This is a genomic window from Aquirufa sp. (assembly GCF_964796385.1).
Window position 1 is genome coordinate 1 of record NZ_CBAUBA010000048.1, and the last position, 14,502, is coordinate 14,502.

At 39.4% G+C, this 14,502-nt stretch carries 10 protein-coding genes; 2 read left to right on the forward strand and 8 right to left on the reverse strand.

Features of this window, described 5'->3' with window-relative positions; all coding sequences use genetic code 11:
- The 8 genes from AC1W6K_RS11140 to AC1W6K_RS11175 form a co-directional block, all read right to left on the reverse strand.
- A partial coding sequence (locus AC1W6K_RS11140; protein ID WP_481947547.1) for a heparan-alpha-glucosaminide N-acetyltransferase domain-containing protein occupies positions 1-492 on the reverse strand: 492 nt, incomplete at its 3' end.
- Positions 493-495: 3 nt separating this feature from the next.
- Positions 496-1,839, reverse strand: coding sequence for a Gfo/Idh/MocA family protein (locus AC1W6K_RS11145; protein ID WP_481719551.1), 1,344 nt, complete (start codon positions 1,837-1,839; stop codon positions 496-498).
- Positions 1,840-2,011: 172 nt separating this feature from the next.
- Entirely contained in the window at positions 2,012-2,884 is an 873-nt protein-coding gene (locus tag AC1W6K_RS11150) for an alpha/beta hydrolase fold domain-containing protein (protein ID WP_481719550.1), read from the reverse strand.
- 20 nt (positions 2,885-2,904) lie between these two features.
- The gene (locus tag AC1W6K_RS11155; RefSeq protein ID WP_481719549.1) at positions 2,905-4,359 is read right to left on the reverse strand and encodes a DUF1501 domain-containing protein; all 1,455 of its coding nucleotides are present in this window, start codon (positions 4,357-4,359) and stop codon (positions 2,905-2,907) included.
- Between the two features lies 1 nt (position 4,360).
- Entirely contained in the window at positions 4,361-7,573 is a 3,213-nt protein-coding gene (locus tag AC1W6K_RS11160) for a DUF1553 domain-containing protein (RefSeq protein ID WP_481947548.1), read from the reverse strand.
- Positions 7,570-8,613: a DUF2231 domain-containing protein gene (locus tag AC1W6K_RS11165; protein ID WP_481947549.1), complete on the reverse strand. Its 1,044-nt coding sequence runs from the start codon at positions 8,611-8,613 to the stop codon at positions 7,570-7,572. The genes AC1W6K_RS11160 and AC1W6K_RS11165 overlap by 4 nt, the downstream gene beginning before the upstream one ends.
- Before the next feature lie 97 nt (positions 8,614-8,710).
- Positions 8,711-10,141 carry a sulfatase gene (locus AC1W6K_RS11170; protein ID WP_481947550.1) on the reverse strand — a complete coding sequence of 477 codons (1,431 nt, stop codon included), beginning with the start codon at positions 10,139-10,141 and terminating at the stop codon, positions 8,711-8,713.
- A gap of 81 nt (positions 10,142-10,222) precedes the next feature.
- Complete coding sequence (locus AC1W6K_RS11175; protein ID WP_481947551.1) at positions 10,223-11,998, reverse strand: arylsulfatase; 1,776 nt, start codon at positions 11,996-11,998, stop codon at positions 10,223-10,225.
- A 209-nt stretch (positions 11,999-12,207) separates the two neighbouring features.
- Here AC1W6K_RS11175 and AC1W6K_RS11180 point away from each other — a divergent pair, with 209 nt between their 5' ends.
- Complete coding sequence (locus AC1W6K_RS11180) at positions 12,208-12,912, forward strand: class I SAM-dependent methyltransferase (RefSeq protein ID WP_481947552.1); 705 nt, start codon at positions 12,208-12,210, stop codon at positions 12,910-12,912.
- 79 nt (positions 12,913-12,991) lie between these two features.
- On the forward strand, positions 12,992-14,502 hold a 1,511-nt coding region (locus AC1W6K_RS11185), incomplete at its 3' end, for an arylsulfatase (protein ID WP_481947553.1).

Sequence of the window (14,502 nt, forward strand, 5' to 3'; positions counted from 1 at the left end):
AAACCAAATGAGCAGCCGAGCTTGTTTGCTGTAGAGGTAAATGAAATTAGCCAACATATAGGCAATACCTATTCTACCTAATACAGAAGAAAAACGAACATCCGCAATGGGTTTCAAGATTAAGCCATTATTGTATATAATTCCCAATATCACTAAGGCAAAACCACGCAAAAGGATTTTTTTCAATAGGACATGTTTGGCAATCCCCTTTTCCAACGCATTACCGATGGAATATGGCGTTGAAACTCCAGCCAAAAAAATAAACAACGGGAAAATAAGGTCGTAACATGTGAAGCCATTCCATGCAGGATGACGAAGTTGGTCATTAAAAGATTGAAAAAAAGCAAAATGTGTTGTTTCAGCAAGTCCATGCACCACCTCCTCAGCACCCATGATCCAAAACATATCGAATCCTCTCAACGCATCCAACGAATATAAACGTTCATTCAAAAAACTTTCTTGCTTATTTAGTAAATCCCTGGACCCTCCCATGTCTTAAATTTTAGGCTCCCATCCAGCTTGGTACTCGCGTGACCAATACTTCATCGCTTCTCGATCATTTAAAATACGTCCATTTTTAGGATTAATAGCCAAGGTCCGACCTACTCGTTGGGAAATATTCCCCAATTGAACCAAAAGAGTACTTTGGTGGCCACTGACAATATCCGAATTCAGACGCGTACCTAAACGAATGCCATCAAAGAAATTGAGAATGTGTAAGGCATCTAAATTTTGAGAAGGATCAGAAAGATTACGGGCATCCACAAGAAAATTGTTTTTAACCTCCTTGACCAAATTATTTTTTAAATCATAAATTTTATACGAGTTGCCACTTTCGATAACCATACTTCCCTGCTCAGCGTAAAAAATAATTCCCACACTATTTGACTCGACGGACTTTCCATTGCAACTTCTACCCTCCCATGAAATCATGGAATTATTGTCAAACTCCAAATTAATCATTTGGGTATCAGGCGTTTGCCAATCATCTTGATACCTAAAGCGGCCACCCGTCGAACTAACTTTTGTTGGGTATTCCACATTCAAGCCCCACCTAGCTAAATCGACCATGTGCGTTCCATTATTCAATGCTTCTCCCGTTCCCCAATGCCAAAACCAATGCCAATTGTAGTGAATCAAATTATCCTTGAAGGCTTTTCGAGGTGCGGGACCTTGCCATAAATCATAATTTAACCATTCTGGAACAGCAGTCTCTTTCCCAATACCAATGGATGCCCGGTTATTTGTGTACCAAGTTTTCGCAAAATAGGGCCGACCAATGACTCCTCCGTGTAGTTCTGCGATGGCGGCAGCTACATTAGGCCATGAACGCCTTTGGTTTCCCATTTGTAAAATTCGTTTGTGTTTTTCGGCAGATTTAACCAACATCTCCCCTTCATTCGGGTTGTGGCTACATGGTTTTTCTAAATACACATGTTTTCCTGCTGAACAGGCCAACAAAGCAGCGGGTGCATGCCAGTGATCAGGAGCTGTTACAATAAGCGCATCCAAATCTTTATCTTCTAAAGCATTCCTGAAATCAGGTGTCGCTTTGGGCTTTATCGATTGTATTTTATGGATTGCATCAATGCAAATTTCAGCTGCACGTGAGTCCACATCGCATACATGCAAAACCTCACAATTTTTTTGAAGGGCGAAATTTTTACCAACAGCCAAACCGCGGCTATTAACACCCATGCAAGCCACTCGAATTTTTTCGTTAGCTCCTAAAATTTGATGATAACTTTTCGCAGAAAATGAAGGAAGGATACCGCCCAAAGTTAATGCAAAGGCACCAGATGAGGCCTTTTTAATAAAGGTTCTACGTGTATTTTTCATTTAAATAGGTTTAAAATCAACTAAAGATTACAAATTTATTCGACTATTTTCATTTATTATTATAAATAAGATGGTCTTACTCTTTTCTTCACTAAATCCATTAACTACTCGGAATCAAACGCCAATAAATAAGCGCCATCGGCACACTTTTTAATGACTATTTAGTCATAAACTAGCGAACCGGATATACTTTTTTAAGCCAATCAGCTGTTTTTACAAATACATCAGGTAAACTTTTTTTCATTTCATGCGTCTCTTTTGGATATAAAACCAATTCTGTTTTGATTCCCAATTGGCTTAATTTAGCATGTAAATTTTTTGCCTGTCGAACGTCCACTAGCTCATCATCTTCCCCATGAAAAATGATTGTGGGTACACCTGTTTTTTTTGTCAATTGAAATATAGGACTTGAAGTCTTAGCTATCTCCGCTTTCGCATCCGGGTTTCCCAAAAAATAACTGATTGTCGCATCCGCAATTCCTTGTCGGCCACGCGTAATTGAATCAGATAAATCAGTAGGGCCAACGATATCCACCACAGTCTTCGTCATTTTTTTCGGGTCATTTGCATACGCATACATGAGTGCCAAATGTGCCCCCGCACTGGCACCAATCAACGCAAATGACTTCTTTTTATATCCAATACTATCGGCTTTATTGGAAAGAAATTGCAAGGCTTGGCTTACATCATCCATTTGAGTCGGATACTTATTAGCCCCCTTTTTGACAAACCGATAATTTATAGAGGCCATAGAATATCCCATTTTGCCTACCAGTAAATCAATCAAAGGTCTAGGCAATTGATGCTTTCCCCCTTTTGACCAAAATCCACCATGAATAAATACAACCATGGGAGTTTTTTTAGTATGCTTGCTGGGAAGGTAAATATCTAATTCATTCCGATGATCGGGCGCATTGCCGTAGACCAAATTCGAAATTAGTTGAAAGTTACTTGAATCCGCCTTCGCAATTTCTGCAAAAGCCCATGCGGGTATCAAAAAAAATGAAACGCCTAGAAATACCCAAAAACGTATTTTTTTGTTCATGTTGTTTTTTTTATGTCATACTAACTTAAAATCGCCTTAACTACATTTCCATGCACATCAGTTAATCGGAATCGCCTTCCTTGATATTTGAAAGCCAATTCTTCATGATCTATCCCCATAAGATGTAGTAAAGTGGCTTGGAAATCGTGTACATGAACAGGGTCTTTCAAAATATTATAGGAGAAATCATCTGTTTGGCCATATGTAATTCCGGGCTTAACACCCGCACCAGCCATCCACATGGAAAAGCACCTCGGATGATGATCCCTGCCATAGGCATTCGCAGATAATTTGCCCTGCGAATAAACCGTTCGTCCAAATTCCCCTCCCCAGATGACCAAGGTATCTTCGAGCATCCCTCTTCGTTTTAAATCCAAAATCAACGCGGCTGTCGCTTGATCCGTTTGCTGACATTGCTTAGCCATATTTCGCGGCAAATCACCATGATGGTCCCAACCTTGGTGATACAATTGCACAAAACGAACGTCTTTTTCCAATAACTTTCTAGCCAATAAACAATTGGCAGCGAAAGATCCTTTATCCCTACTCGTAGGTCCGTACATGGCAAAAGACGCATCACTTTCACCCTGCGTATCCATCACCTCAGGAACAGAAGTTTGCATCCGAAAAGCCATTTCGTATTGGGAAATGCGTGCGTCAACTTCCGGATCACCCCATGCATTATTTTGAATTGAGTTCAATTTTGTCAAATAATCCAACATCTCTTTCCGGTCTTCCCCATCATAACCCTCCGGATTATTTAAAAACAAAACAGGATCTTTACCCGATCGAAACTGAACACCCTGATGCTCCGAAGGCAAAAAACCATTGCCCCAAAGACGCGCATATAAGGGTTGATCTTTAGCCGCATCACTCGAAACCAACACAATAAATGCAGGTAAATTCTGATTTTCAGATCCCAAACCATAGCTGAGCCATGATCCAATAGAAGGCCGACCGGCTAATTGATGACCCGTTTGTAAAAAAGTAATCGCCGGATCATGATTTATTTGCTCTGTAAACATGGAATTAATAATGCACAAATCATCCACAACTTGGGCCGTATAAGGCAATAAATCGCTCACCCACGTGCCCGATTTTCCATGCTGGCTAAATTCAAATTTAGAGGGTACAACTGGCAAAATAGCTTGATTCGCACTCATGCCCGTCAGCCGCTGACCTTGCCGGACAGAATCCGGCAAATCTTTTCCATAAAAAGATTTTAAAGTAGGCTTGTAATCAAAGGTCTCAAATTGTGATGGACCACCAGCCATAAACAAATAAACAACGCGCTTGGCTTTGGGAGCAATCGCTGGCAACATGCGCATTATTTCTTTTTCCAAACTCGCAGCGTTCGCTTGCTGGGAAAAAATACTATTCAACGCCAAAGCACCAAAACCCATGCCGGTCTTTTGAAGAAAATCTCGACGATCCAACTTTCGATGCAATTCCGACAAGTCATTAAATGGTGCCATGTTATCTTTTCGTTAGCGTTGCATCTGAATTCATAATGGTACTTGCCACAACAGCATTCGCCGCCACAGTCGAAATATCTAAGTCGGCGGGAATTTTAGACAATCCAGATCGAAGCCAACCTGTCGCTTTTTGGGGTGACAGCTGAAACTTCTTAAACTGATTGGCCTGTAATTCCAACAATAATTTCAATTGCTCCAGGGGAATCTCCCTTCCCGTTAATTTCTGAAAGGCTAAATTAATCGCAATTTTGGGATCTTTTTCACGGCTCATTTCAATGGCCAAAACTTTGGCCGCTTCTACAAATGTAGGGTCATTCAAAACCACCAAGGCCTGTAATGGCGTGTTTGTTTTTTGTCGCCTAGGTAAACAAGATGTGCGCGCTGATGCATCAAATGTGCTTAAAGTAGGATTTGGCACCGTACGTTTAACAATGACATACAAACTTCGTCTGTACACAGCATCCGTAGTGTCTTGGAGGTAAGTTGAACTATTTATCTCCCATAAACCAGCTGGCTGATAAGGCTTTATACTTTTTCCTCCAATTTTAGTATTCAGTAATCCACTAGCTGCCAATGCGTTATCTCGCAACATTTCAGCGGTCAACCGCTTCGATGGCCCTCTAGCTAAGTAGCGATTTTCGGGATCAAGCTCCAACAATTTCGGACTAGTTTTAGAGTCTTGTTGGTACGTTTCTGACAGAACAATCTCACGCATCAGCCGCTTTATATCCCATCCTTTTTCTACAAAATCAGCAGCAAGCCAATCCAATAACTCCGGATGACTTGGCATTTCACCTTGGTTTCCAAAATCTTCGGAGGTTTTGACTAAACCTATTCCAAAGAAATTTTGCCATATTCGGTTGACTAACACGCGGGAGGTTAAGGGATGATTTTTATCCGTTAACCATTGAGCCAAACCCCATCTATTTTTTGGCAAATGAGATGAAAAAGGGAGCACGCTTTCCGGAGTGGAAGGAAAAACAGGAATAGTCGGAGCATCATATTGCCCCCTAGCTAGTAAAAAGGATTGTTTGGGTTTAGGCATTTCTTGCATGACCATAAGCTCCTGCACGTTTTTCGTCGAATCAGCAAGCTCAGTTCGAAGCGCCGTTAATTCGGACCATTTAATCACGTAATCAATATCATGATTTTGGGTATAATAATCGTGTAATACCGAAACTTCGCCTTCCTTGAGCGAGCTAAAATCTTTTAAAACGATGTCCTTCCAGGAAGCTTTTTTCGCCAATACCTTCACCTCAAATGGACTCAGCTCGCGTTGATAAACGAATAAATCATCAACTTTACCCCCTTTAAATCCTAGGCCTCTCCACCATCCGCCAACTTGTATAGCGGGTTCCGATTTGGAATTGAAATTTATGTCTTTGTACAACTGATCAATTTCGGTTTCCATAGCTAATTCTTCGCCATCAAGAAATAATTTAAAGCCTTGGGCAGAAGAGGAACCATCGTAAGTCAGTGTTAATTGAATCCATTTATTTTTGGGAACCTCTTTAAGCGACAACTTCGTAATGGCATTCGAAGGAGCTGTATGTGCCATCGTAATTTCAAATTTCCCATCCCGTATATACAAATGAAACCCTTTGAAATTATATAAGCGTTCAGCTATCGACTTGTGGAAAATTACGCCCTCATTTAAATCAGTAGGGATATTAACTGAAATTCCAATTGTAAATGCATTCGATTTTCGAAAGATCCCTACCGTGTTTAAATCCAAATAAGCATCCCCATCAAACACTAAATGATTCCCTGATTCAAAGTTTGGCAAATCCCCTTTTTGACCAGCTTCGTGCTTCATTTCAGCTTTTTGGCTCGAATCAATTAAGTTTATTAAGTTATTTTGAAAGGTATAATGACCAATAAGTCCTTTCTGTGGTATCATTTGATTGGATAAAGCAGCTGCATTCCCCTGGGCTACCCAATCCGAAAACTGACCCAAATTATTCTTTTTCCGTTGGCCCAATTCATCCTTTTTTACTTGAATCTTTTGCTCAATAAATGCCAAAATTTCCTCTTTTTGCTTTGTTGGCAACATCAACGTAGGCGTAGGCATATCGTCATTGTAGGAAATCTGTCCCGCCTCTCGTACGTTATTAAAAAAACTAAATAATTCGTAGTAATTCTTTTGGGAAAAGGGATCGTATTTATGATCATGGCAACGGGCACAGCCAACAGACAAGGCCATAAACGCTTCACCGAAAGTGTTTGCACGGTCCATGACATACTCTGTTTGGAATTCTTTCTCAATAATCCCTCCCTCTGTATTTTGCTGGTGATTTCGATTAAAGGCCGTGGCGATTAACATGTCCTTTGTTGGATTAGGCATTAAATCTCCAGCTAATTGATAATTTATAAATCGATCGTAAGGCATATTGGTATTAAATGCGCGTATAACCCAATCGCGATAGGGCGACATATCGCGAATTCGATCAACCGTATATCCATGCGAATCTGCAAATCGAGCAATATCCAGCCAATCCCCAGCCATTTTTTCTCCTAAATGTGGTGATGCAAGTAATTTATCCACTTGTTTTTCATAGGCATTAAGATCATTGTCTTTCAAAAATTGATTGATATCATTCAAACTCGGTGGCAAACCCGTTAAATCCAAATACAATCTCCGAAGCAGTAATTCATTGGACGCCTTGGGAGCAGCTTTCAGTCCTTGTTCTTGACGTTTATTCTCAACAAAATAATCAAGTACTTTCCGTGGATTAGCCTCCAAAAGAGTAGGAACACGTTGCTTATTTGGTTTCAAAAAAGCCCAATGCGGCTGATAGACAGCACCATCTTGAATCCATTTTAGAATAGTCGCTTTCTCTTTGTTAGATAATGATAGATGCGACTTAGGCGAAGGCATTCTATATTTGGGATCATTCGAAATAATTCGATGATATACTTCGCTTTGGAGTAATTTGTTCGGTTTAATGGCAAATTTCCCAGGACTTTCAGGCAACTCAGCAAAAGCATTTTCAGGAAAATCAAGGCGTAAGCCTGCTTTTTGCTTGGCTTTATCCGGACCATGACAAGCAAAACATTTATCCGAAAGGATGGGCTTTACATGGCGATTATAATCTAACTCTTTGGGTAAAAGTTGCCATTCTGCCGAAATTCCAGCAGGCAATTTTACCGCCAATCCAGTTTTGTTTTGAGCAAATATCAAACTCGGAAAAAGTAACAAAAGATATTTAATCATTTTTTTAAGGAGTCCGGTTTTGTTAGCAACTGACTTCCTCCTTCAATCTGAAGCTGAGGACGTGCTTTTTGTAATTCACTCAAAGCTAATGGGCTAATATTTGTTTGCCAAACATATAACTTTTTTAAAGAAAACACATTGTGTAAAGCCATAGCCGTTTGATCCGTTACAGGATTACCATATAAATTAAGTTGCTGTAATTTAGGTAATTGTAAAATCAAACCTACTAATTCATCCGTCAAATGTGCGTTGGAGAGTTGGAGTATTTCTACATTTTTAAACCCAAACAAACTACGCATCGCTTCCTGATTCAGGACCAAATTAGTAATTCGAAAGCCTGCAATTTGATCTTTAATTGGATAAAGTACCTCAAACATCGTGGGTTCAACTTGCTTCACATTGACAAAATTAATGAACAATTGCTGGGTAGTCGGATCCATCACTTGGGCAATTATTCCTTGACTTTTCAATTCCTTGATCATCGGCTCCGTTACTGCCGCATAAGAGGCTTGCTCCTCCACTTTCAATGGCGTATCAGGTAACGAAACAATCTTTTTCACGGCATCTTTATCCTTCGTTTCAACCGGTTTTGATATGATCTCGTTAATCTGTTGGACTACTTTTTCCTTCCATTTCAAGAAACTTCCATGCGTTAAAACTGTCCCAAAATATAAGGTAAACAGCAAGACAATCCCTCCTAATCCTATGCTAATTTTTTGCCATTTCGGATAAAAAAAAGCAGTTGAAAAGAGTATAAACGTAGCTATTCCTAGCCATTGATGTGAGGTGAATATTGCCGACTGCTTATTTTGCGATTCAGCTAAAAAGTACCCGCTGATACAAGAGAGCAAGGAAAAGAAAGCTCCTATGCCTAGTAAATATTGAATTGCTAGTTGATAATCCCTATTTTTTGATTTCGGCAAAAAAGCAAAAACAACAACAATAGAGAAAAGACCCACAGGAAAATGAACGAACAGCGGATGTAACTCAGAAAAAAATTCCAAGGGGCCAAACTGATCAATTAATTGTTTCTCCTCCATTCTAGTTACCTATACGCATTTTCAAAAATATGATTCATTAATCGTTGCCATCAACTGGATTTCATTCTAATTTTTCTGACGATTTATTCCCAAGAAATTATTTCTTAATGGGCATATTGGCCTGAACATTTTGCCGCCAATCTTTTAATAAGCGATGTAATTCGTCTCTTTTCAAAGGAAAATCATTTGATAAATCATGGCGTTCCCCTACATCATTTTTTAAATTATATAATTCAACATGGGAAGTTTCGAAATTATCCACCAACTTCCAATCCCCTAATCTTACCGATCCGGCTGGTCGGCCTAATTGATTTGAAAAATGCGGATAATGCCAAAACAAAGCGCGGGTTTCATCTTTTACATTTGGATGATTAATTGAAGGCCAAATACTTTTGCCATCCGTAAATTCAGGCGGTCTTTGATCTAACAAATCTAATATCGTGGCCGTATAGTCCGTATTCATAAAATAAGCATCGTTCACCTGATTGGGCAAAATCTTGCCCTCCCAAAACATGATGGTAGGAATTCTCACTCCGCCTTCATAGACATGGCCTTTCCATTTCCTCAGGCTATCATTTTGTGTGGGAGTTGGCCCCAACTCAGGCAAACCTACTCCCCCATTATCAGATGCAAAAATGACTAAGGTATTTGCCAACAAGCCTTTTTGTTTTAACAACTCCATAATTCGACCAACGCCGTCGTCCATACTCTCCACCATTGTCGCATAATACGGATTAAATTTGCCCTTGAATTTTTCGTACTTCATGAAATACTTATTCAGTTTGGTTGCTTTAGGAACGATAAATACATGGGGCGCTGAGTAGCACATATACATAAAAAATGGATTTGACTGATTTTGATTTCCTATAAACTCGACCGCATAATCACTTAATTTATCCGTCATGTAGGTTTTGCCATCATCTTCAAAAACAGTTTTAAAGCTATTTTCATAGATCCCATAATTATAATAATCTAGCCCATTTTTACCAATCATCCGGGCATAATCGAAACCTCGATTCCAAGGAGCTAAGCTGTCGCCAGAACCCAAATGCCATTTCCCAATCATCCCCGTTTGGTAACCCAAGGACTTTAGTCGCTGTGCCAACGTGATTTCTTTTGACTGTAAATAGGTAGTCCACAGAGCGGGTAATAATGGGGAATCCGCCTCTGTCCGATTTCCAATTAAAAAGTTGGTTAGTTTTAGGCGAGCAGGATGAAGGCCCGTCATAATTGCCGCACGGGAAGGAGAACAAACAGGACTGGCAGCATAAGCCTGAGTGAAACGAACCCCACCGCTCGCTAATTTATTGAGATTAGGTGTTTCATTATACGGGTTTCCGTAGCAACCCAAATCCATATATCCCAAATCATCTGCTAGGATGAAAATAATGTTAGGCTTTTTTGGACTATCTGATGCGTCAGCCATCAAACTTACCAAGCACAAAAAAACAAAAACCCATAAAATTCGAATCATCTTCGTTCCATTTAAGCCATTCCTTTGGCCTAAATTAAAGGCTATTTTTACCATACAAAAACTAGTTTATTACGACCCAAATGCAACATCAAATTGGATCGCATGTGTGAAAGTTAAAATTAAAGGCAATCATTATTAATTCATTTTAGGTGAATTTAAACGACGGAGCGTTACCAATTTTACATCAAGATCGCTGGCCTTAAGCAATGAATTACTGAATACCTTCAAGGTTCCACTTCCTGCCTTTAAATGCACAGAACCTAAATTTAAAGGCCTAAAATCTTTCATGTAAGATTCCTCTCGAGGAACAAGATCATATTCCATCCCGAAAAGTGGCACATTATTTTCTTTTGTAATTTTACCAGTCACGACCGAATCACCAAAAGACATGGATAACGCTGTTCCAACATTCTCTTTTGAGCACGCATAATAAAGACTAATTTCAAAATCCCCTTCTTGTTCAAGTGCTACTTCCCAACTAATAAAATCCTCTTTGGATAACCAATTTGTCATGTGGCTATCATTGGGATGCTGATTAGATCGTTTTATATTTCCATGGCCAAACCCCTCACTGACAGGCAATTGAGTTATAGGTAAACCTGGGTGACCGATGATTAAAGGTCTATTGTCTTCTTTGGGGAGTTCGGTTAATACGTCTGATTCCCATGTATTTTTTACTTGCAAAAGTTTTTGATAGTCAGCTGAAAAAGTAGTGGCGACATTGGTAGTTTGCGCATAATCATCGACTAAATTATACAGCGCACCATCCGCGGATAATCTGAAATTTTGTGACCGAACACTGATTTGTTTATTCCAATAACTAACAATAAAACGGTCGGAATCCTCGGAGGTTTGATTTCCCATCAATATGGGTTTAAGGCTGGTCCCATCCAATGGTTTTTGGGACGTAAACGGTATTTCGGCTAAATCTGCTAAAGTAGGTAATAAATCCATGACACTCGTGATGGATTTGATTTGAGTTCCGCCCTTAAATTTTGCCGGCCACTGCATAAGCAAAGGTGATCTGACGCCACCTTCATCCGTTGTCCCCTTAATCCCTTTCATTCCCCCATTCCAGCGATGACCATTGGGCCCATTATCTGAAAAATAAAGCACAATGGTATTTTTGGTCAGCTTCAATTGATCTAATCGCTTCATCAGTCTACCTACATTCCAATCGATATTTTCAGTCATCGCAAGCGCAGCTTTGGTATGCAAGATGTTTTCTTTGGAGGCGATGGTTCCTTTTTGGCTTAGTTCAATATTTTTATACTTAGTCCAATTCTCCTCAGGCACTTGCATGGGACTATGCGGTGTATTTAAGGGCAAGTAAAGAAAGAAGGGAGATTTCGCATGTTGGCCCATAAATTCAATCGCATGATTTGTTAAATCATCGGTTATAAACCCTTTACCTTTCGTAATTTCTCCATTATGTTCAAGAATTGGATTAAAATAATTACCCCAATGACCCGAACAAAAACCATAAAAATCATCAAAACCCCTGGAGTTAGGATGGTAAGGTGCCTGACCTCCATTATGCCATTTTCCATAAGCTGCTGTTGAATAACCAGCTTTTTTAAAAATTTGGGCAATTGTCGTCTCGTCTAAATCTAATCTCACTCTTCCTGTGGCTGTGCCAGAAATACCGCCACGCACGTGATAACGGCCCGTCAATAATTCAGCGCGTGTGGGTGAGCAAACTGGACTCACGTAAAAATGCTGAAAACTGACTCCGTTTTTTGCTATTTTGTCGATGGAAGGAGTCGCTACCGTTAAGTTTCCATTATAGCCTAAATCACCCCAGCCTTGATCATCGCTTACGATAATTATGATATTAGGCTTTTCGAATTTTTGGCCATTCGCCTGAAAAATGGTGCTTATCAAAAAAACACACAGGATAAAATTTTTCATAATATTAGGTTGCTTTACTTAAAGAGGCTTAACGGTGTATTTCATTTAATTTCCAATTTATAATTAATTCATATAAAAACTAGCCTTAAGGAAAGTTAAGTGCTTGCTGAAAAAGATAAAAACTAATTGTTATTTTAGCTCGCACAAAAGCAAGCTTTTTTTAGTTTGCCAAATTAGTTTTTTGGCATACCTCAACCCAAAAACCACCCATGCATTCACTTAAATCTATTTTTTTACTTTTTGCCCTTTTGCCTCTTTCCCTAGATTCGCTGGGACAAGGAGTTTACAAGCTAAAATCAGGGGACCCCAATGGCATCAATAAATGGTATATGGGTAGGCAAATTGCGCAGGTGATGAGTCATTACGGCATCGATTGGCTGGAGAGAAAAGAAAGGGAAATGGAGGAAAACACCTCGCTTCTACTAAAAAACTTAGCTGTAAAACCAGGAATGCTTATTGCAGACATTGGGGCGGGAAGTGGCTACCACAGTGCCATGCTTTCTAAAATGGTGGGCTCTGGTAAAGTTTTTGCTGTCGATGTGGAACAGGAAATGATTGCCTATTTACAGGCAAGAATCAAGCGTGAAAAATTATCCCAAATTGTGCCCGTGCTATGCACTGAAAAAAGTGTTTCCTTACCAGAAAATACGATTGATTTAATTTTGCTAGTTGACGTTTACCACGAGTTCTCTTACCCCTACGAGATGGCGCTATCGATGCTTAGTTCGTTGAAACCTGGCGGAAAACTGGTGTTAGTCGAGTTTCGATCCGAGGATGATGAAGTGCCCATAAAAACAATTCATAAAATGAGCGAAAACCAGGCCATCAAAGAATTAAAAATTGCCGGGTTTAAATTTGAAAAAAACATAAGCAACCTTCCCTGGCAACATTGCTTAGTGTTTACAAAGAAATAAATCTCACAAATAAGTGATGAGAGAAATTTAATTTCGTTGAAACAATCAGTAAGTATAAGTTCAAAATTTAAAGACGAAAATGATGCTACTTAATAAATTTAAATTTCTGTTGATCTTACTAGCCTGTTTGGTATCTGCCCGAGGCGTTGCCCAAAATAAGAAACACCCAAACGTTGTTTTGATTATTACCGATGACCAAGGATATGGTGACTTGGGAATTACCGGAAATTCAATTGTAAAGACACCAGTCATCGACCGATTTGCTAAGCAGAGTATTCAGTTTAGCAATTTTCATGTTTCTCCAGTATGTGCGCCTACCCGGTCTAGTTTAATGACAGGCCGCTACTCATTGCGAACAGGAATTCGAGATACGTACAATGGTGGAGCGACGATGGCATCTTCAGAGATCACAATTGCTGAAATATTAAAGCATGCAGGGTATGCCACTGGGTTATTTGGGAAATGGCACTTAGGTGATAATTTTCCTAGTCGGCCGATGGATCAGGGATTTGATGAGACACTCATGCACCTTTCTGGAGGCATGGGCCAGGTGGGTGATGTAAGCACCTATTTCCAAAAAGACAGTAGCTATTTTAACCCAGTCTTGTGGAAAAATGGTAAGCAGGAATCCTACAGTGGCTATTGTTCAGATATTTTTGCAGCGAACGCCATCAAATTCATTGAAAAAAACAAGGACAATCCATTTTTCTGTTATCTCTCATTTAATGCTCCGCATACGCCTTTACAAGTACCCGATAAATATTATCAGATGTACAAAAATGTAGATCCTTCCGTTGAATTTGATAAAAATAATCCAATGTATCTGAAAATGAGCGAGAAAGATAAAGAGGACGCTCGAAAAGTTTACGGAATGGTCAGCAATATTGATGATAACATTGGTAAGCTACTTCAAAAAATAACTGATTTAGGAATTGAAGAGGAGACCATCGTCCTATTTATGACGGACAATGGCCCGCAGCAATTACGTTTTACAGCAGGGCTGCGAGATAAAAAGGGCTCAGTTTATAATGGTGGTACCCGAGTACCTTTTTTCTTGAAATATCCTGCTTTGACAAAAGAGAGCAAAGTTATTGAAACCATGGCGGCCCACTTTGATATTTTGCCTACTTTAACTGAATTATGCCATGCGGATTTACCAACTGACCGGAAAATTGACGGAAAAAGCCTTTTACCCCTTATAAAAGGCAAAAATACCGATTGGTCAGATCGGGCATTATTTAGTTATTGGACGAGAAAGTATCCTGAACTTTATACTAGTATGGCCATTCAAAAATCAGGATATAAGCTAGTTGGGCAAACAAATTATAACGCTTCAATTGATGATTTTGAATTATACAATTTGAAAAACGATGTCCATGAACTCAATAACATTGTAAAAACTAATAAGGAGATTGCGTGGAAACTGAAAAATGAATTAGACATCATATACCATGAATTAATTCTATCCGAAAATCTGATAAAGCACCCCGTCACCACTATTGGGTCAAAAATGGAAAATCCATTGATTTTGAATCGAAATGATGCGGATGGTTCTCGCGGCTTATGGGATCAAGAATTAATATTTGGAAA